Here is a 17,655-nt window from a genome sequence, read left to right as displayed (position 1 = left end):
TGCGGTCGCTCGTCCGTCTCGAAGGAAATGTCGGAGAACTTTCGGGGACTCAAACGCTCCGTTGGCAGAGTCAGCAACGAAGGATCTATTCCAAAACCATCGTCGCAGTCACAACCTTTCGGCGAGTTCACGCAGCCGCTCACTGCCGTCCCGGATGAACGGAACGCCGTGGCCCATCGCGGCGACTTCGAAGTCGGGGGTCTGTTCTGCCAGCGTCACGATGCTGTCGCGCACTTCGTCCGTGTCGTAGCTCATGACCCACGACGACGGTTCGAGTTTTCCACGATCCTCGTGTACGAGGTCACCGAGGAAGGCGACACCGAGTTTCTCGCTGACGTAGACGACGTGGCCGGGTGAGTGGCCCGGCGTGGCGTAGGCCGTGAAACTCCCGACCTCGTCGCCGTCCTCGACGGGTCGGATGTCGCTGTCGGGAGGCGAGAGGAGAGGTCGCACGACGCGCTGGAGCGCGCCCTTGTGATTCCGCCAGTTCGGGGTCTCCTCACCCGACAGGAGTGGGGCGTCCGCCGTGCCGACGAAGATAGGTGCGTCGATCGGCAGTCGGGCGAGCGTTCCGACGTGGTCGAAATCGAAGTGGGTGACGAGCACGCGGTCGATGGCGTCGAGGCTGTAGCCCGCGTCCTTCACGCCGTGGGCGATGTCGCCGCGATCGAATGGCGTCCCGGCGTCTACGAGCGTCAGGTCCCCGCCGTCGTCCGCGAGATAGCAGTTCACGCTTCCGAGTTCGAACCACCACAGGTCGTCCGTGAGTTCGGTCGCCATATCGACGCTACGACGGCCACGAACTTGAGCGTGAACGGGTAGTTTTTGGTCGTGGGACGCCGACAGTCGGCTATGGGAACACCGCTGCCGACCGAGTCGTCCGAGGTGGACAGAAAGCGCGCCGCGAAAGCGGTCATCCCGTTTCTCCTGCTCGGGTTGTTCGACGTCGCACTGATCCTCGGCTGGGGGATGGATCCGCTCTGGGGATTCGCCATCCTGCCGCCGATCCTCTTCATCAGCGTGTTGGCGTGGATCGGCTTCAAATCGGGCTTCATCACCGACCACTCCGAGCATCAAGATCCGTCGGAGTGAACTGAGACCAGTCGGATTAAGACCTACTGGGTCGTGGTCGCCGATATGTTCGACCGCTATCCCGACCTCGACCCGGACGAAGGTGAAGTACTGACCGAGGAACTTGTCGTGGACGACGACGTGCTCGTGAAAGCGTTCGCGCTGGGGCCCGGCGCGGAACTCTCCCCGCACGAACACGGCGACAGCACCAACATCTTCCACATCCTCGACGGCGACGTGACCGTCATCCAGGACGACTCCGAGGAGACCGTCTCGGCCCCCGGCGTCGTGCTCCACGAGCGCGGCGTCGTTCACGGCGCACGGAACGACACCGACGAGGCGGTGGTGTTCACGGCGAGTCTGTGCCCGCTCCCGTAGTTCGTGCTACTCGTCACTGTTTGTACTGTTTCCCACTGGAATGTACTGTTTTGTACTACCCATAGATACAGCTGTAGGTTCGCTCGGGCAGCGATGGGCTACGAGAACTCGATTACTGGTGGGCCACGAGAACGACCACCATCAACAAGGCTTACACGGTGGCCCTTCCTCTTCTCCCGTATGGCAATCACGGCTCGCAGCTTGATGACGACCGACGTGGAGACCGTCGCGCCGGACGACGAGATCGGCGAGGTGCTGACTCGCCTCGCGCGCGTCGAGTTCAACGGGTTTCCCGTCACGGAAGATGGACGACTCGTCGGTATCGTCACGCAACACGACCTCGTCCACATGTTCCAGCCGAGCGACCGAACGCTGTGGATTCCGGTCGGATTCCCGCCGTTCCTCGAAAGTCTCGAATACGCCATCGACCTCTCGTGGGACGAAGTCGACGCTGGAATCGACCTCGCAAAGAGCGCACGAAAACCCGTCAGCGAGATCATGACGGAAGACGTGGTGACCGTCACGCCGGACGACGATCTGGATCACATCCTCGATCTGCTGGCCGACGCCGAAAACGATATCAACCGCCTGCCGGTGCTCGAAGACGACACGCTCGTCGGAATCATCGCCCGACAGGACGTGCTTCGAGTGGTTCGTGACCAGCGGCGCTCGTCGAGCTAACGCGAACACGCTCGAAAACGTTGGTCGCTCACCTGAAAACGAAGGTCACACGCTGAAAGCAGTGGTTGCGGGATGCCAGCCCGATATCACCCATGAACCACCGTTTTTCGACGGAGGTTCGTCTACCATATATCGGTAATAAATAATGAATCTATCTGAGGATTCGCCGATCCTCGGGCGAAATCTTCTCGTCAATCCTGGTCCCGATTCCGGCATTCGGGGAGGGCTTTCGAAAGCTACTCCCTTGCGCGACGTGCATCTCGCACAGTGACTGGATATCGAAATGCGGTGCTGTTCGTCTTACTCGCCGCAGCGTGGGGGTCTGCGTTCATGGCCATCAAGGCGGGGTTAGCGTACTTCCCGCCCATCTTATTCGCGGCCATCCGCTACGACGTGGCGGGGGTGTTGATGCTTGTTTACGCCATCTACGTCACCGACCGTTGGCTACCCAGAACCGGCGGCGAGTGGCGACTCGTCCTCGTCGGCGGTGCGCTGATGATCGCGGGTTACCACGCCCTCCTGTTCGTCGGCGAGATGGAGACGACGAGCGCCGTCGCCGCCGTCATCGTCAGTTTCAGTCCCATCCTCACCACCGGGTTCGCGCGTGTCCTCCTTCCCAGCGAACGCCTCGAACCCGCCGGAATCGTGGGGCTCCTGCTCGGACTGGTCGGTGTCGCGGTGTTGAGCCAGCCAGACCCGAACAATCTGCTCGCCGCGGACTTCGTCGGAAAGGTGCTCGTGCTCGGGGCGGCGCTCTCTTTCGCCCTCGGAAGCGTGCTCACCCGTCGGATCGACGCCGAACTCCCCATCGAGACGATGGAAGCGTGGTCGATGTTACTCGGCGCGCTCATGATGCACGCAATGAGCCTCGCCCACCCGAGCGAGTCGTTCGCCGCCATCCGGTGGACGCCAGAAGCGGTGGCAGCGCTCGTCTACCTCTCGATCGTCGCCAGCGCGCTCGGGTTTCTCGTCTACTTCGACCTCCTGGAGCGGTTGGGTCCGATCGAGATCAACCTCGTCTCTTACGTCGCCCCCGTCTTCGCCGCCGTCTCCGGTCTGGTCTTCCTCAGCGAACCCGTGACACCTCTCACCACGGTCGGATTCCTCGTCATCTTCACCGGATTCTGTCTGCTGAAGCGGCGTGCGATCGCGCGAGAACTGCCTCGGCTCAGGAGCGTGTTCTCGTCCAGCCGATAGAATAGCGTTCGATTCGAGAGAGCGATTCAGGCGAACCCGTACAGGATACCTTCGCCGTCGGTACCGCCGATGTCCGGGAGGGTCGCACGCTCTGGGTGAGGCATCATGACCGCGACGGTGTCCGTTTCACCGACGATTCCGGCCACGCTCCCTTTCGACCCGTTCGGATTCGTATCGTCGCTCACGTTACCGTGCTCGTCACAGTAGCGAAAGAGGATGCGGTCGTCCGAATCGAGTTCGTCGTACTGTTCGTCCGTGATCTCGAATCTGCCTTCGCCGTGGGCGATGGGAACCTCGATGACCTCGCCCTCGTCGTAGGCGGCGGTCCACGGCGTGTCGGCGTTCTCGACGCACAGGTAGACGTGTTCACACTGGAAGCGCGCGCTCCGATTGGTCGTGAACGCACCGGGAGTCAGCCCAGACTCACAGCCGATCTGTGCGCCGTTGCACACGCCGAGGACGGGAACGCCCGATTCGGCAGCCTCGCGCACCTCCGCCATTATCGGTGAGTTGGCGGCGATGGCACCGGCCCGGAGGTAGTCACCGTAAGAGAAACCGCCGGGGAGCATCACGCCCGTCGTCCCCTCGGGGAGGCCGTCTTCGTGCCAGACGATCTCGGCGTCGATGTCGATATGCGCGAGGGCACGCTCCGCGTCGCGGTCGCAGTTACTGCCACCGAACTCGACGATAGCGACCGTCATCGTTCCTCGATAGCCACCGTGTAGTCGTGGATCGTCGGGTTGGCGAGCAGGCGGTCTGCCATCTCTCCGACGCGCTCTTCGGCGTCGTCTGGGGATTCTGCGTCGAGGTCGATCTCGAACTCGTCCGCCGAGCGGAGCGAGTCCAGTTCGAAGCCGAGTCGCTCTAATGCACGTCGCGTCGTTTCGGCCTCAGGGTCGAGGACGCCCTGCTTCAGCCGAACGGTCACCGTCGCGGTGTAGGCAGTCATCACCTGCTCCTGCGTGTCCGTGCTCAAAAGCTCTTTTGGAACGAGTTCGTTGTGCACGTTCGTGTAACTCCGATTGTGAAGTGTTTTTACACTGATTCATGGTATCGAAGGGTATGGAGTGGCGTGGACTTCGAACCGACCACGTCAGATATCGATTCGCCCTCGTCGTGGCAGCGACCGTCGACCTCGTTCGCTGGATCGCCGACTTCGTTCCTGAAGAGGTCTTCGGGCCTGTCCTGTCGTTCCTTCTTCCGTGGTTGAAGACGCATCTCCCCTCCCGCTTCGTGCTCGATTGGCTGGTGATCGGTGGTATCCTTCTTCAGTTCGCTCCGAACCTTTTTCCGAATCGATTACGGCCACAAACGAATCGACTGGCTTTCCGAGCGTCGTTCGCCCTTTTCGGACTCGCTATCGCGTTCGTCCTCCAGAGGGAGGGTTCTTTAACCAGTTTTCTCGGGTCGGTTCTCGTCCTTACCGGTGCTTCTGGCGTCTATTTCGCCGGTTTCTTCCGAATCAGACACGGCTGGTCGCTTCTGGATTCCGATGGGAGACTGGCACGAACTATCGACGGCTTTCTGGTCGGTGCAGATCTCAGAGGAGAGTTACGCCGGTACTTCGATTCCGATGGATGGCTGAAGGCGCTCGTCGTCGTTCTCTGGATGGGCGCACTCGGGGTCGTGTTCGGACTTCCGTGCTTTTTCGCCGGGTTGGTCGCCGTCGTTCTCGAATCGACATTCCCGGTTCCCGACGTTCTACTGCTCGGGTCTTTCGTGCTTACTGTCGTCGGATGGGATGGTTCCGTTTTCGACCTCGAAGATAGGGTCTACGTCGCATTGCACAGTGGTACTCGAAGTTTGAAAGGCGCGATCTTGGTCACGTTCGTTGCCGTCGGCGCGTTTGGCTGGGCTACCCTGTTCGCAGGCGCGCTATCGGCATCTGTTGCCATCTTTTCGACGACGATCTTGCTGCTCGCCCGCCCGGTGGTCGCGTGGGATTTCGTCGGAATCATCCTCCTCTGGGGCAGTGTCGGTATATACGGGTTCTGGTACTGGCTTCGTCAACTCGAACGTCTCCCCATGTTTCTCGATGGATGGGCGGGTCGGCAATCCGACGAGCAGACACCGACCCGACCGCCGTTCTTGACGGTTCCGCCGACGCTGGGTTTCATCGTCGGCGGAGGATGGATCGTCGCGCTCGGCGATTCCGCCGATTTCGACCATCCTGCGTGGTTCGTCTTCGCTATCGCGTGGCCGGTGTTGGTTCTCTTCCTCGTTTCGTGTGCGAGATGGACGTTCCGAACCTCGAAGGCACAGTCGCCAGCGAACGAAGACCGCGCCGTCGCTGCGGGACTGGTCATCGAAATAATGGCTATTCTGGCACCGATTCACTCCGAGCGATTTGCCAGCGGTGGGGTTCACGAAGCAGTCGTCGATACGGGACTGTTGTTTCCCTTGCTCGTCGTTCCAGCAATCGTATATCTTCCGAACGTCGCCCGGTACGGCGACCGTTACGATGGAATTCGCGGCTATGCGTTTCCAGTGTATCTCATAGTCATCGGTGGTACGGGAGCGATCATCTGGTGGGTCAGGAGTGGAACTGCCGCGTTCGGTGCAGGGGTGGTTGGCGTGGTCTGTTTCGCTTCGGGTCTCGTTCAGGCCCTCCTTGAACACCGCAAGAAGGGCTGAAAGTTTTGCACCGTCGGTAACGCTTTTGTCAGTCCCCGTCGATTCTGATTTCCAATGTCCCGTCCCCGTCTGCGACAGGTGAGACGATGAATCCCCGCACGCTTACCGAGATCACCGTCGTCGGTACCGACGATACCGGACTCGTCGCCCGCGTCACGACCCTCCTCTTCGAACGCGACATCAACATCGAAGACGTCGATCAGGCGGTTCGTGACGGCATCTTCCGGATGACGATGCACGTCGATACGAGCCAGATGGCGGTGAGCGAACACCGGCTTCGGCGTGACCTCGCGGCCCTCGCTGACGATCTCGGTGTCGACGTGCGAGTCCGCTTCCCGGCGGAGCGTGACACCCGACAGGTCGCCGTCCTCGTCACGAAGGAGTCACACTGCCTGCGTCACCTCCTCGATGCGCGTGGTGACCTCGATGCCGAGATCGGCGTCGTCATCGGCAACCACGACGACCTTCGTCCTCTCGCGGAGCGTCATGGAATCCCCTTCCACGACGTGGGCGACGAGAAGGGCATCCACGACGAAACGCAGTTGCTCTCCCTGCTCGACGACTACGACATCGACCTCGTCGTCCTCGCGAGATTCATGCGCATCCTCAGTCCGAAGGTGGTCTTCCGCTACGAAGGGCGCATCATCAACGTCCATCCAAGTCTGCTCCCGGCGTTCCCCGGCGCGAAAGCCTACCGACAGGCGAAGGAGGCTGGTGTTCGTGTAGCGGGCGTCACCGCCCACTACGTGACGACCGATCTGGATCAGGGGCCGATCCTCACCCAGCGCGTCTTCAACGTTCCCGAGGACGGAAGCGTCGAAGAGATGCGCGAGCGTGGCCAACCGCTGGAGGCGGACGCACTGCTCGAAGCCGTGCGCATGCACCTCAACGACGACGTGACGATTCGCCGCGGTCGTACCGAACTCCGCGATGGTGCTGGTCGCGGTGACCGAGGTGGCGATGACCGCGATAGTGCTGGTCGCAGTGACGGTGACCGAGGCGGTGACGGGTATCGCCTCGGCATGCCGTCGGAACTCGACGAGGTGACGCCTGACGGCCCTGTCGACGAACCCCTCGTTCTCGGTGAGTCCGACGATTAGGGATCTGGTTCAGGGTTTCCGTGCGAGGACGAAACAGGCGTCTCCACCCATCTCGTCGTTCACGATCCGTCGCCAAAGGACCTCGAATCCAGCGTCTTCGAGGATGGCCTCGCTCTCGTCCGGGCCGAGGATGCTCCAGTGCATCTCGACCCCGGTTCCGAGCCAGTCGTCGTTCGACCCTTCCCACGCTGCCGACCCGACCGTGAGCAAGAGGTTGCCGCCCGATCGCAAGGCGCGGTGGAACTCGTGAGCCACATCCAGATGCTCGTCGGTGGGGACGTGGATGATCGAGTGATACGCACAGACGCCATCGAACGATTCGTCTGCGAGTGCCAGCGCGGTCATATCTCCCTGACAGAAGCGCCCTTCGGGCACGTTCGCACGGACACGGCGCACCTGTTCGCGCGCGAAGTCGAGACCGACGAGGTCGTAGTCGGCGGTCAGTCGTTCTGCGATGGGACGCCCGGCACCGCATCCGGCGTCAAGCACACGGGCGTCTTGGGGGAGGTATTCGCAGAATTCTTCCAGTAGGTCGACGTCGTCGTCGGCCTGGTTTCGCTCGTCGTCGTAGTCGTCACCCATCTGGTCGTATGCGTGACGAACGTCGTTTCGGTCGTGTGGCATGTGCGTCGTCTCGAACTCCTCGTGTCATCTGGTGGTTCAGTTTCTGATATAAACTTTCGCCCGAGGAGAGCAGTGTGATGGTTGGTCTCGCGAGGGTACGACGAGAGCGGTGGATCGTACTGGTATCTACTGGAATATACTACCACATCTTCACCCGCCATCAGTGCCAACGACGAACCCCACGATTCGATTTTCTCCTCACCGACGCAGCAGGTAAAGCGTTTTACAGCATGAACCACTACGTTCGGGCATGTGGAAACGGCTGCTGGCGCTGCTGTTGTTGATTCCGTTAGCCGACGGGTTGTTTCTCGTCTTCGTGGCCGGAAAGATCGGCTGGCAACTCACGGTCGCACTCGTCGTGTTGACCGCGCTCGTTGGAATGCTTCTGGTTCGCGCGGAAGGGCGGCATACCCTCCGAAAGATCCAGTCCGACCTCGCACAGGGGAACATCCCCACCGACCGCATCATCGACGGTGGGTTCCTGCTCGTCGCGGGTGCGTTCTTGCTCACACCCGGACTGATCACCGACACGCTCGGCTTCCTGCTCGCGTTCCCCGTGACGCGGGCCGGTTTCCGAGCCGTGACCAAGCGGTGGGTCATCACGCCCTACATCGACAAACAGACCGGCGGGTTCGCCTCGGGGAACGTCTACACATTTGGGTTCCCGAACCCCGGCGACGTTGGCGGGTCTGGTAACTCCGGCGGTTCCGGTGGCTTCGACGCGTCTGGCGGGTTCGACACCTCCGGCGGATCCGACGGTTCGACCGGTTCCAGCGGTTCGAGTGAGGACACCTACCGGGTGGATTCGGACGCGTACGACATCGACTTCGACGACGATACAGACGAGAAAGGAAACCCTTAAAACTCACAACCGGCAACGGGTAAATGCGCTCAATTGGGCCAATAGCTCAGTTAGGTTGAGCGCTCGGCTGATAACCGGGAGGTCCGCGGTTCAAATCCGCGTTGGCCCACCTTTCAATGGGGGCCGAGGACAACTCCCCAGCCACCTAATCTTGCGGTTTCGAACTTCTACAGCGATGTCTTTCTCCCGAATAATCCGAGATTACTACGAGTATTCTGGAGTCCCCGTAGAGTTCCGCTCCGTGAGCGGTGAATAACAAAGCCATCTCTTGTCGACTGGGATGTCATGCCGATAGACTCGACACACGACCGACGAACGATGCTGCGACTCGCCAGCGCCCTTCTCGGCGGCAGTGCACTCGCCGCACCCTCTGGGGCGCAAGAGACGACGACAACGACGACCGGCACCGAAACGGGCGGCGAAAACGGTCTCGTGACGGTCGAGAGCGAGCAGGATTTCGAGGCGACCGTCGAGCGGATCGAGCGAGGTATCGAGAACACCGAGGGGCTGACTCTCGTCACGGCGATCGACCACGCCGAGAACGCCAGTTCCGTCGATCTCGACCTTCCGCCGACGACGCTGTTCATCTTCGGCAATCCACAGGTCGGCACGCCGCTGATGCAGGCGAGCAGAACGATCGGTATCGACCTTCCGCAGAAGATGCTCGTCTGGCAGGATGGCGACCGGGTGAACGTGACCTACAACGACCCGCAGTTTCTCGCAGAACGCCACGGTATCGAGGGCCGACGCCAACAGCTTAGGGGGGTTGCACAGGTGCTCCGCGCACTCGCCGAAGGTCGTGCTGGTGGTGGGGGAAGCAGCTAGGCTGACTCACGTCATCCGTTTCGCTCGCCCTGAAGCCTTCGCACCAGCCAGACGAACGTGAGCACTGCCACGCCCGTCAGGATGTGTTTCAGCAGTTCGCGCCACTCCGGCTGTTCGTTCTCCATCTCAGAACCCTCCATCCGACAGCACGGAAGCGACTCGCTTCTGGTAGTCGTCTTTCCGGATCACCCGGAGGAGGGTCCCGAAGTGCCCGCAGTCCCACACGGTTCGATTGCCCGCCGGGACACCCCACCTGTCGAACAACTCGCTGGCCGATTCGTAGTCAGTCATCTCGTCCCGGAGGCCACCGAACGGATAGACGTTCTCGGGTGCGATTCCCGGCGTCTCCGGCGGTCGAAGGAGGGGTGCCAACTCGTGGAGCGTCCCGGCGTCCCACCCGGCATCTCGGAGGGCGTCGTTCCCATCCAGTAACTCGACGATCGAACTTCCGAGAACCAGTTCGTCGATATTCGCCGACATGGCGACCGGAAACGCGGCGTCGGGTCGATACCGTTCGGGCCACTGGTCGCTGTGCCCGGCGACGAACAGCGTGACGATACCACCGAGACTGACGCCACCGATACCGACGGTGGGTGAACCCTGCTCGCGCGCCCAGTCGGTGAGCACCGCGATCTCCCGGGCCTGGGCGGCGTACAACTGGAACAGCGTCACCGGCATCGAACGTAGATAGGGTTCGCCACTGTATTGGCCAGGGGTCTCTCGACGCCCGTGCCACGGCGATTCGAGGAGAACGACGCGAAACCCGGATGGGGCGAGCGAGCGTCCGACGTACTCCTCTTCGGGCCAGTAGCTCAACTGGTCGTACATCATCCCGAGTCCGCTTCCGTAGATCAGCGTCGGCAGTGGGCCATCGTGGTCTGCTGACTCGTCGTGTTCTGCCGGTTCGTACACCCTCGCGTACGCGCGGTCGTCGGTGTACGGCGATGGCGATGGAAACCGGACGAGATACTCGGTCGTCTCCGGGCCGAGCATCGTGTCGGAGGATTCGACCGTCGGCTGCCTCGCCGGTGCAGCGTAGACTCTCTCGGGCGATTCGAGTTCGTCGTGCCACGTAGCGATCGTGTCCTCCGGAGACGGAATCGCGTACTCGACCGGACTGAACGCCGCGCGTCTCGTGAGGAATCGAAAGGTGCTCGTCGGGGTCGCCCACGTCTCGCTCACTTCTCGACGCTCACCTTCGAGTTCGACTCGTTCGTCCATCGGCACTCCTTCGCCACCCCAGAAGACGGCGTTCCACTCGTCGTTCACCGCCTCGTACTCGCGTCGATGATGACGATGAGCCGTCAGTGCGTCTTCGACTCGCTCTCGAAGTCCCTCATCGGCGTCGATTCCGAGTCTTCGAACGAACGCATCGACTCCATCGTCGGCGGTCACGTCCGCGACGGCACGCGCTCGCGCGACCCGGAACTCTCCCGGCACGGATCTGGTCTTTACTCGTTCGAACAGCCGCGTATTGAATACGATACCCGCTGGCGAGACCATGAACTTGTGTACCAGTGGCGTCGTCAGATGGTCGGTCATCGGTACTTTGCTTCGACGTTGATTTCCATAGGTCGTCGGATTTCTCGACGTTCGGAGACGACCGTCGCGTCGGACACCCAGAAGAAACTTCGCTCAGTTTCCGCCACTCTGGTTGGTTCTGTTCCCTCAGCGGTGCCGAGCGAGAGGCCGAAACCGGTCGTTCAGACTACGAGTCGGAAGGTATCAGGTCATGAGTCGGAAGATGTGGTCATCGTCCCCGAAACCTCGTACTGCGCTGCCGAACTGCGCGTGTACTTCGATGGGAACCGCACGTCACACTCCTTGTACAGGACGTCCGGTTCGTCGTTCTGCAACCAGATGACTATCGAACGGTCGCCACTCGAACTGTGCTGGTCGCCGCCACACCCCTTTGCAGTCAATGTGTCTGAAACCGACGTACCCTGCGAGACTGTGGCTTCGAACAGGTATTCTGTACCGTGTTCGAGCAGGTCGGTGAATTCCAGAATGTACTGGCTCGGAACCTCGTACGTCGAATCGACGAGCGTGTTCTGTTCGTCCGCATTCGGAGACACAGCGACGCTGATGGTGTGCGTTGTAGAATCGTCGTTCAGCAGGAGGAGGTTCTCGCTTCCCGGTCGCATCGTCGTTGTCGATGTGGGTGTCTTCGTGGTCGTTTTTGTAGTGCTGTCACCGGTCGAGTTTCCCGAGTCGAGACAACCGGAGAGTGCGACAGGGAGGAGGACTGTTCCCTGAGCCAACAGAGCACGTCGTTTCATAAAAACGAATGACAATTGGAAAACATATGCTTTCTGTTCGCTCGTCCGCTCTCGACCGTCGGTCGTAGCTCGGATTATTTTTCCATTTCTTTCCGCTCTCGCCGCGCTTTCACGTCTTCGACGGTTTCGTTCTCCAGCAGCATGTCGACCCGGCGCTCGAACTCCGCTTCGTCGATCTCCCCCCGAGCGTATCTGTCTCGAAGCGTGTCCAGTGCGTCCTGCTGGTCGTCCGTCTCTTCATCGCTTACCTCGACTTTCCGTTCGCCTTCCTTCCTGAACAGTGCCTCCGAGACGATCGCGATGATGGGTAAGACGACGGCGAACCCGAGGATGAACACCATCCAGAACCAGTCGTAACCGAGAAACAGCGCAGTGAGACCAGCACCGAGGACGAGGAGCGCGACGACCCCTGGGATCTGCTCGGCCAGCGTCTGTGACGTGTCGCCCATACTCGAAGCTTTCCTGCGAGTGATAAAAACTCTGTCACTGCTGCGCAGTTGTTCGTGGCCGGTTACTGGTTGGGCGAGGAGTACTTACGGTGTGCGGACGAATACCACGATATGACAAATCGAGTGCCATCTGGGCCGGAGGGGGTGCCGTTTCTGGGTTCGAGTCTCCAGTACGCAGACGACCCGCTGGGGTTCATGGAGCACGTCGCCGAGGAGTACGGCGACGTCGCCCGAATCGACGTGTACAATCAGGAGGTGTATCAGGTCACCGACCCGGAGGCAATAAAGCGCGTCCTCGTGACGAACGCCACGAACTACAGCAAACCGAGTCTGGGTGGCGACGAGGGTTTGGGGGGCTTGCTCGGCGACGGGCTGCTGACGAGTGACGGCGAACACTGGCAGCGCCAGCGGAAGGTGATGCAACCGGCCTTCTACGGCGACAAACTGAACGAATACGCCGAGGTCATCGTCCGCGATACAGAGGAACTGGCCGCGTCGTGGCACGATGGCGAACACGTGGACATCCACCGCGAGATGTCAGAACTCACCCTTCGAATCGTGGTCGAGACCCTCCTCGGCGCCCGACTCGATGGGATGGAACGCATCGCCCGCGAAGCTTTGCTCGACGTCGGCGAGCGATTCCAACCCGGTCCACAGGGGTTCGTTCCCGAGGAGGTGCCGACGCCCCGAAACGTGCGCTACAGACGCTCGGTCGAGAAACTGGAACGAATCCTGCGCGACATCCGCAGGCAACACGAGCATCGCGGGGACGAAGGCGACCTGCTCGGGATGCTCCTCGAACGCCGCGACGACGGCGAACTCGACGACGGACAGGTTCGCAACGAGATGATGACGATGTTGCTGGCGGGCCACGACACCACCGCCCTGACGCTCACTTACTCGTGGTACCTCCTCTCGAAACATCCCGAGAAAGAACGGCGATTCCACGACGAACTCGATTCGGTACTCGACGGGTCGCCGACCTTCGCCGACCTCGCGAAACTCGACTACCTTGAAAAGGTCGTGATGGAGGCGATGCGCCTCTACCCCCCGGCTTACGTCGTCTATCGACAGGCCAAGAAAGCGGACGAACTCGCAGGCTTCCGCATCCCCGCCGAAACCGTCGTCGCCACGCCACAGTGGGTCGTCCACCACGACGAGCGATTCTTCGACGACCCGTGGGAGTTCCGCCCGGAGCGATGGACGGACGAGTTCCGCCGCGAAATCCCCGACTTCGCGTACTTCCCGTTCGGTGGTGGCCCGCGCAAATGTATCGGCGACGGGTTCGCCATGCGCGAGGCGAAGCTCGTGTTGGCGACGCTCGGACGACAGTTCGAGTTCGACCTCGTCTCCGACGCCCCGCTCGACCTCGTTCCGCTGGTCACCGTCCACCCCGAGAATCCGGTCGAGATGACGATTCGGTCTCGTTAGTCTAGCTGCCAGACACCTCGTCGGGTGCGATAGTCACCTCTTCGAGGCGGAGGTAGCTGGTGCGTACGTCGCGGAGGGCGTGTCCGCGATCGCGCCGGGAACCACTGCGGCGGCGAGCAGAGCCGCTGCCACGACGACGACGATTCCACCCGCCAACGTTCTCTCGCGATTCATGTCCGTCGAGTGCGACGAACCGCGCAAATACTTTGTGGTCTGATAGTTCGAGCGAGGTCGTCAGGACGAACCGAGCGATTCACCCCGGTGGAGTCCATAGCCGCTGGTATGAGTACGCAGAACGCCGCCGGGAAGGTTCGATTCGGGCTGGCGCTGGCGCTTGGCGTCATCGTTCCGGGGATGGCGAAGTACGTGTTGACCGAGATGGGCTACGGTCTCGTCGGCTCTGCCGTCTTCTACACGGGATACTTCACGGCTGCTGTAATCATCTGGTACATCTGGGTCAGACCGCTAGAGTTGACGGGGTCGGGCGGGGCATAGCGGAAGTTTAAAGGAGAACTCACTCCGACTGTCGGACAAGAATGATCGAGTTCGTCCCACTCCCACTCGTCGACGACTTCCTCATCAAATACAACGTGGGACAGGCGGTCTTCGTCCTGTTCGCCCTTTCGTTGCTGGGTGCCATCCCACTGAAATCCAGGAAGGTACTGTCACTGAACGCCATCATGTTCGGCATCCTGTTCATGCTCGTCGTGTCGATGGGCGCACCGCCGCATTTCGCCTATCTCGGCGTCGCGCTGCTGGTCATCGCGCCGCTGCTGTACACGACCGCGAGCAGATAAGATAGAACGTCTTTTTTCCCTGGAGCGAGAGTTTTCAGCTATGGCAGACGATCTGACAGCCACGCTTCACACGAATCACGGCGACATCGAGGTTCGACTGTTCGACGAGCGCGCACCGCGTACCGTCCAGAACTTCGTCGGACTGGCGACGGGCGACCGAGAGTGGACCGACCCACAGTCGGGCGAGCGAAATACCGACGAACCGCTCTACGACGACGTGCTCTTCCACCGCGTCATCGAGGGCTTCATGATCCAGGGTGGCGACCCGACCGGCACCGGACGCGGTGGCCCCGGCTACCAGTTCGACGACGAGTTCCACCCCGAACTCACCCACGACAGCGAGGGCATCCTCTCGATGGCGAACTCCGGCCCGAACACCAACGGTTCGCAGTTCTTCATCACGCTCGACGCCACGCCACACCTCGACAACAAACACGCCGTCTTCGGCGAAGTCATCGACGGGATGGACGTCGTCAAGGAGATCGGTTCCGTCGACACGAACCCGCAGGACAAACCGCTCGACGACGTGGTGCTCGAATCCGTCGACGTTCACCAGTAAGTGACGAGTCGCGGAGTAGTGGAGATATTTTCATCTTTTGACGACTGCCGATACTCGGCCAGAGTCGATCATGACTAACCGACGTTACGACTGCTGCTCTCAGATAACGTTCTCACCACCGTCTGTTTCGACATTCCCGATACTAACTCCCAGATACGCGATTCCGAAACCACTTCCCCATCCACCCCAAACCCCGACTATGGACGAGTCTGCGGAACGGACGAAGATCGAATGGCGGGAGTGGGGTGAGGCGGCCTTCGAGGAAGCCCAAGATGCAGAAAAGCCCGTCCTCCTCTCGCTCTCGGCGCGGTGGTGTTCGTGGTGTCACGAGATGGATGAGACGACCTACTCGGTGCCAACGCTGGCGGCAAACGTCAACGACTCGTTCGTCCCGGTTCGAGTCGACATCGACCGCCAGCCCCGCGTTCGGGAGCGATACAACATGGGTGGATTCCCGTCGACCGTCTTCCTCACGCCGGAGGGTGAACATCTGACGGGGGCGACTTTCCTCGACTCGGACACCATGCGACAGGTCATCGGGCAGGTGCGTGACCTCTGGAAACACCAGGGCCGGGACGCGGCACAGGTTCCGCGAAACGTCCGCGACCAGAATCCCCCCGCTGGCGAGGTGAGCGAGGAGATAGAGCGTCTGCTGGTCGGGCAGGTCGAAGACCGGTTCGACGCGACCCACGGTGGGTGGGGCGACGACGCGAAGTTCCCACTCCCTCGAACCATCGAGTTCGCGTTGAAACGCGACCGGGAGCGAGCACTCGCTACCCTCTCGCCGATCACGGCGAACCTCTTCGACGACTACGAGGGTGGGTTCTTCCGCTACGCTGGCACCCGCGACTGGCGCGACGTCCACCACGAGAAGATGCTCGACTCGAACGCCGCGCTCGTGCGCGCCTACGCGAACGCCTACCTGTACACGGGCGAGGAACGTTACCGCGACCCCGCCGAGAAGACCATCGAGTACCTGACGACGACGCTCTGGCAGGACGAGTCGTTCGGCGGAAGCCAGCAACCGGGCGAGAACTACTACGAGAGTGACGCGAGCGACCGGGAGAGTTCGGACGCTCCTGCCGTCGATTTCACCTCCTTTGCGGACTGGAACGCGCTCGCTGCCGATGCCCTCCTCACGTACACCGCGTACACCGACGACGAACGTACCCGCCGATATGCGGAGCGAACGCTCGACTTTCTCGAATCGCTAGTGGAAGACGGTGCGGTCGTCCACTACCGGACGGGCGACGATACGGAAGTGGATGCCAACAACGTCGAACGCGGCTTGCTCGCCGACCACGCACACGTCACGCAGGCGTTCGTCACTGCGGCACAGGTGCTCGGCGGCGAGTACCTCGATACCGCCCGAACCGTCGCCGACCACGCCATCGAGACGCTCCAGCAGGACGATGGCACGTTCGTGGACGGGCCGATGGAAGGATCGGGACTACTTGACCGACCGCTTCGTCCCATCGACGGGAATGCGGCACTCGCAGATGCACTGGTCGATCTGTCCATCCTGTCCGGCGATTCGTCCTACGAGGATACGGCTCGTGACGCGATCGGTGCCTTCGCGGGTGCTGCGGATAGAATCGGGGTGCAAGTCGCAGGCTACGCCACTGCCGCATCCCGACTCACGCGACCACCCTTGCAGATTCCCGTCGCCACGCCGCCGGGGTCTGACCTCCATCGGGCCGCACTTCGCATCGCAGATCACGAGAAAGTCGTTATTCCGGACGCGAGCGAATACGAATCCGGAACCGCATGTCTCGTATCTGATGAAATGAAGTCTGAATCCGCATGCACCCCTGCAGAACTTAGTGAACTCGCAAACGACTTCTTCTGACGTTAGAGATTCTGATAAAATCATCCAATTATTTAAACGAGCCGACAACGCACGTAGCGTTTTTATACAGTCGGTGTAATGTCAACAGACATGCCAAGTCTCCGCGACCTCGGTCTCTCCGAATACGAAGCACGGGCGTATCGGGCGCTCTTGAACACCGGGCCGACGACGGCCAAAGAACTCTCGCGAGCGAGCGAGGTGCCGATGGGGCGAATCTACGACGTGCTCAACAACTTGGAGACGCAGAACCTCGTCCGAAGTCAGAGTGCGAGTCGACCGAAGAAGTACATCGCCGTCGAACCGGGAACCGCGCTCGACCGGCTGCTGGACGACAAACTTGACGAGTTGAGTGCGAAAGCGGAGCAGTACGAAGACATCGTCGACGACCTGAGCACCGAACTCGACACCGCCGAACCGCCGATAGAGGAGGGCTTCTGGACGGCGGCGGTCGGGCCGGACGAATCGCTCGAACTGCTGGTCGAACGGTTGGACGCCGCGGAAGAGCGTATCGTCATGGTCGCCGGACGGGTGTCGCCCACGTTCGACATCGGTAACGTCGGCGAGACGGTGAGCAGGCATCTCGAAGACGCGCTCGAACGCGACGTGGAGGTGTCGGTGCTCATGTCACCGGAACTCGTTCGGACGCTTCCGCCGAGTGTCGGCGAACGCTACGCCTCCACGCTCTCCGACCATCCACAGTTCTCGGTGCGGACGACGCCGGATCTGGAAGGGACGTTCAATCTCATCGACGATGTGGAGGTCTGTATCGAGGTGGCGAACCCACTCACGCCCGGCGAGGCGTTCGCCCTCATCGACCTCAAAGACCCCGAGTTCGCCACGAACGTCAACAGTCAGTTCACCTCGCGCTGGGAGTCGGCGGAACCGCTTCGACTCTGAGTTGAGCCCGCTAGAACCGCCC

Annotated in this window: 22 protein-coding genes and 1 tRNA gene; 15 read left to right on the top strand and 8 right to left on the bottom strand. The window is 61.3% G+C overall.

The window, feature by feature from the left end; translation table 11 throughout:
- Positions 1-108 precede the first annotated feature (108 nt).
- Complete coding sequence (locus tag ACR3FE_RS21240) at positions 109-780, bottom strand: MBL fold metallo-hydrolase (RefSeq protein ID WP_458209639.1); 672 nt, start codon at positions 778-780, stop codon at positions 109-111.
- A 72-nt stretch (positions 781-852) separates the two neighbouring features.
- On the opposite strand from ACR3FE_RS21240, the gene ACR3FE_RS21235 reads away from it, so the two are divergent.
- The 4 genes from ACR3FE_RS21235 to ACR3FE_RS21220 all read left to right on the top strand — a co-directional run bounded on the left by ACR3FE_RS21235 (position 853) and on the right by ACR3FE_RS21220 (position 3,327).
- A complete protein-coding gene (locus ACR3FE_RS21235) occupies positions 853-1,092 on the top strand; it encodes a DUF8142 family protein (protein WP_458209637.1) in 240 nt (79 codons plus the stop codon).
- Positions 1,093-1,137: 45 nt separating this feature from the next.
- Entirely contained in the window at positions 1,138-1,449 is a 312-nt protein-coding gene (locus ACR3FE_RS21230) for a cupin domain-containing protein (protein WP_458209636.1), read from the top strand.
- 180 nt (positions 1,450-1,629) lie between these two features.
- Positions 1,630-2,130, top strand: coding sequence for a CBS domain-containing protein (locus tag ACR3FE_RS21225; protein WP_458209634.1), 501 nt, complete (start codon positions 1,630-1,632; stop codon positions 2,128-2,130).
- Positions 2,131-2,397: 267 nt separating this feature from the next.
- Positions 2,398-3,327, top strand: coding sequence for a DMT family transporter (locus ACR3FE_RS21220; RefSeq protein ID WP_458209633.1), 930 nt, complete (start codon positions 2,398-2,400; stop codon positions 3,325-3,327).
- A gap of 26 nt (positions 3,328-3,353) precedes the next feature.
- On the opposite strand, the gene purQ is transcribed toward ACR3FE_RS21220, so the two are convergent.
- Together purQ and purS are read right to left on the bottom strand one after the other, a co-directional pair.
- Positions 3,354-4,028, bottom strand: coding sequence for a phosphoribosylformylglycinamidine synthase I (gene purQ, locus ACR3FE_RS21215; RefSeq protein WP_458209632.1), 675 nt, complete (start codon positions 4,026-4,028; stop codon positions 3,354-3,356).
- Positions 4,025-4,276 (bottom strand): phosphoribosylformylglycinamidine synthase subunit PurS, encoded by a 252-nt coding sequence (gene purS / locus ACR3FE_RS21210; RefSeq protein ID WP_458209758.1) that lies wholly within the window; start codon positions 4,274-4,276, stop codon positions 4,025-4,027. Before purS ends, purQ begins: the two co-directional genes overlap by 4 nt.
- 113 nt (positions 4,277-4,389) lie before the next feature.
- On the opposite strand from purS, the gene ACR3FE_RS21205 reads away from it, so the two are divergent.
- On the top strand, positions 4,390-5,961 hold the full coding sequence (locus tag ACR3FE_RS21205; protein ID WP_458209631.1) for a hypothetical protein: 1,572 nt from the start codon (positions 4,390-4,392) through the stop codon (positions 5,959-5,961).
- Positions 5,962-6,047: 86 nt separating this feature from the next.
- Positions 6,048-7,061: a formyltetrahydrofolate deformylase gene (locus tag ACR3FE_RS21200; RefSeq protein ID WP_458209630.1), complete on the top strand. Its 1,014-nt coding sequence runs from the start codon at positions 6,048-6,050 to the stop codon at positions 7,059-7,061.
- Between the two features lie 9 nt (positions 7,062-7,070).
- Here the strand turns inward: ACR3FE_RS21200 and ACR3FE_RS21195 are convergent, their stop codons facing one another.
- Entirely contained in the window at positions 7,071-7,685 is a 615-nt protein-coding gene (locus ACR3FE_RS21195) for a class I SAM-dependent methyltransferase (protein WP_458209629.1), read from the bottom strand.
- A 250-nt stretch (positions 7,686-7,935) separates the two neighbouring features.
- Between ACR3FE_RS21195 and ACR3FE_RS21190 the strand changes: the two genes are divergently transcribed.
- The 3 genes from ACR3FE_RS21190 to ACR3FE_RS21180 all read left to right on the top strand — a co-directional run bounded on the left by ACR3FE_RS21190 (position 7,936) and on the right by ACR3FE_RS21180 (position 9,372).
- The gene (locus tag ACR3FE_RS21190) at positions 7,936-8,547 is read left to right on the top strand and encodes an FxsA family protein (protein ID WP_458209628.1); all 612 of its coding nucleotides are present in this window, start codon (positions 7,936-7,938) and stop codon (positions 8,545-8,547) included.
- Positions 8,548-8,582: 35 nt separating this feature from the next.
- Positions 8,583-8,656 (top strand) — tRNA-Ile (locus ACR3FE_RS21185).
- Between the two features lie 176 nt (positions 8,657-8,832).
- Positions 8,833-9,372 carry a DUF302 domain-containing protein gene (locus ACR3FE_RS21180; protein ID WP_458209627.1) on the top strand — a complete coding sequence of 180 codons (540 nt, stop codon included), beginning with the start codon at positions 8,833-8,835 and terminating at the stop codon, positions 9,370-9,372.
- A gap of 126 nt (positions 9,373-9,498) precedes the next feature.
- Here ACR3FE_RS21180 and ACR3FE_RS21175 read toward each other — a convergent pair whose 3' ends face one another.
- The 3 genes from ACR3FE_RS21175 to ACR3FE_RS21165 all read right to left on the bottom strand — a co-directional run bounded on the left by ACR3FE_RS21175 (position 9,499) and on the right by ACR3FE_RS21165 (position 12,100).
- On the bottom strand, positions 9,499-10,914 hold the full coding sequence (locus ACR3FE_RS21175; protein WP_458209625.1) for an alpha/beta hydrolase family protein: 1,416 nt from the start codon (positions 10,912-10,914) through the stop codon (positions 9,499-9,501).
- Positions 10,915-11,102: 188 nt separating this feature from the next.
- Positions 11,103-11,651, bottom strand: a complete 549-nt coding sequence (locus ACR3FE_RS21170; RefSeq protein WP_458209624.1) for a hypothetical protein — start codon at positions 11,649-11,651, stop codon at positions 11,103-11,105.
- A gap of 74 nt (positions 11,652-11,725) precedes the next feature.
- A complete protein-coding gene (locus ACR3FE_RS21165; protein WP_458209623.1) occupies positions 11,726-12,100 on the bottom strand; it encodes an SHOCT domain-containing protein in 375 nt (124 codons plus the stop codon).
- A 111-nt stretch (positions 12,101-12,211) separates the two neighbouring features.
- Between ACR3FE_RS21165 and ACR3FE_RS21160 the strand changes: the two genes are divergently transcribed.
- Entirely contained in the window at positions 12,212-13,531 is a 1,320-nt protein-coding gene (locus tag ACR3FE_RS21160; protein WP_458209622.1) for a cytochrome P450, read from the top strand.
- Between the two features lie 33 nt (positions 13,532-13,564).
- Here the strand turns inward: ACR3FE_RS21160 and ACR3FE_RS21155 are convergent, their stop codons facing one another.
- Positions 13,565-13,705 (bottom strand): hypothetical protein, encoded by a 141-nt coding sequence (locus tag ACR3FE_RS21155; protein ID WP_458209621.1) that lies wholly within the window; start codon positions 13,703-13,705, stop codon positions 13,565-13,567.
- 108 nt (positions 13,706-13,813) lie between these two features.
- On the opposite strand from ACR3FE_RS21155, the gene ACR3FE_RS21150 reads away from it, so the two are divergent.
- From ACR3FE_RS21150 to ACR3FE_RS21130, 5 genes are all read left to right on the top strand, one after another.
- Complete coding sequence (locus ACR3FE_RS21150; RefSeq protein WP_458209619.1) at positions 13,814-14,026, top strand: DUF7996 family protein; 213 nt, start codon at positions 13,814-13,816, stop codon at positions 14,024-14,026.
- Between the two features lie 41 nt (positions 14,027-14,067).
- Complete coding sequence (locus ACR3FE_RS21145) at positions 14,068-14,328, top strand: DUF8006 family protein (protein ID WP_458209618.1); 261 nt, start codon at positions 14,068-14,070, stop codon at positions 14,326-14,328.
- Between the two features lie 40 nt (positions 14,329-14,368).
- The gene (locus ACR3FE_RS21140) at positions 14,369-14,887 is read left to right on the top strand and encodes a peptidylprolyl isomerase (protein ID WP_458209617.1); all 519 of its coding nucleotides are present in this window, start codon (positions 14,369-14,371) and stop codon (positions 14,885-14,887) included.
- 199 nt (positions 14,888-15,086) lie between these two features.
- Positions 15,087-16,736 (top strand): DUF255 domain-containing protein, encoded by a 1,650-nt coding sequence (locus ACR3FE_RS21135; RefSeq protein WP_458209615.1) that lies wholly within the window; start codon positions 15,087-15,089, stop codon positions 16,734-16,736.
- A gap of 90 nt (positions 16,737-16,826) precedes the next feature.
- Entirely contained in the window at positions 16,827-17,633 is an 807-nt protein-coding gene (locus ACR3FE_RS21130) for a TrmB family transcriptional regulator (RefSeq protein WP_458209614.1), read from the top strand.
- Positions 17,634-17,655: the final 22 nt, after the last annotated feature.

The organism is Haladaptatus rarus (assembly GCF_054177585.1).
This window is presented reverse-complemented; position numbering and strand designations above follow the sequence as displayed.

Coding starts and splice junctions, on each gene's coding strand:
- ACR3FE_RS21160 (WP_458209622.1), top strand. CDS start 12,212: ATGACAAATCGAGTGCCATCTGGGCCGGAGGGGGTGCCGTTTCTGGGT.
- ACR3FE_RS21200 (WP_458209630.1), top strand. CDS start 6,048: ATGAATCCCCGCACGCTTACCGAGATCACCGTCGTCGGTACCGACGAT.
- ACR3FE_RS21150 (WP_458209619.1), top strand. CDS start 13,814: ATGAGTACGCAGAACGCCGCCGGGAAGGTTCGATTCGGGCTGGCGCTG.
- ACR3FE_RS21225 (WP_458209634.1), top strand. CDS start 1,630: ATGGCAATCACGGCTCGCAGCTTGATGACGACCGACGTGGAGACCGTC.
- ACR3FE_RS21165 (WP_458209623.1), bottom strand. CDS start 12,100: ATGGGCGACACGTCACAGACGCTGGCCGAGCAGATCCCAGGGGTCGTC.
- ACR3FE_RS21135 (WP_458209615.1), top strand. CDS start 15,087: ATGGACGAGTCTGCGGAACGGACGAAGATCGAATGGCGGGAGTGGGGT.
- ACR3FE_RS21235 (WP_458209637.1), top strand. CDS start 853: ATGGGAACACCGCTGCCGACCGAGTCGTCCGAGGTGGACAGAAAGCGC.
- purQ (WP_458209632.1), bottom strand. CDS start 4,028: ATGACGGTCGCTATCGTCGAGTTCGGTGGCAGTAACTGCGACCGCGAC.
- ACR3FE_RS21190 (WP_458209628.1), top strand. CDS start 7,936: ATGTGGAAACGGCTGCTGGCGCTGCTGTTGTTGATTCCGTTAGCCGAC.
- ACR3FE_RS21140 (WP_458209617.1), top strand. CDS start 14,369: ATGGCAGACGATCTGACAGCCACGCTTCACACGAATCACGGCGACATC.
- ACR3FE_RS21170 (WP_458209624.1), bottom strand. CDS start 11,651: ATGAAACGACGTGCTCTGTTGGCTCAGGGAACAGTCCTCCTCCCTGTC.
- ACR3FE_RS21145 (WP_458209618.1), top strand. CDS start 14,068: ATGATCGAGTTCGTCCCACTCCCACTCGTCGACGACTTCCTCATCAAA.
- ACR3FE_RS21240 (WP_458209639.1), bottom strand. CDS start 780: ATGGCGACCGAACTCACGGACGACCTGTGGTGGTTCGAACTCGGAAGC.
- ACR3FE_RS21175 (WP_458209625.1), bottom strand. CDS start 10,914: ATGACCGACCATCTGACGACGCCACTGGTACACAAGTTCATGGTCTCG.
- purS (WP_458209758.1), bottom strand. CDS start 4,276: ATGACTGCCTACACCGCGACGGTGACCGTTCGGCTGAAGCAGGGCGTC.
- ACR3FE_RS21195 (WP_458209629.1), bottom strand. CDS start 7,685: ATGCCACACGACCGAAACGACGTTCGTCACGCATACGACCAGATGGGT.
- ACR3FE_RS21230 (WP_458209636.1), top strand. CDS start 1,138: ATGTTCGACCGCTATCCCGACCTCGACCCGGACGAAGGTGAAGTACTG.
- ACR3FE_RS21205 (WP_458209631.1), top strand. CDS start 4,390: ATGGAGTGGCGTGGACTTCGAACCGACCACGTCAGATATCGATTCGCC.
- ACR3FE_RS21130 (WP_458209614.1), top strand. CDS start 16,827: ATGCCAAGTCTCCGCGACCTCGGTCTCTCCGAATACGAAGCACGGGCG.
- ACR3FE_RS21180 (WP_458209627.1), top strand. CDS start 8,833: ATGCCGATAGACTCGACACACGACCGACGAACGATGCTGCGACTCGCC.
- ACR3FE_RS21155 (WP_458209621.1), bottom strand. CDS start 13,705: ATGAATCGCGAGAGAACGTTGGCGGGTGGAATCGTCGTCGTCGTGGCA.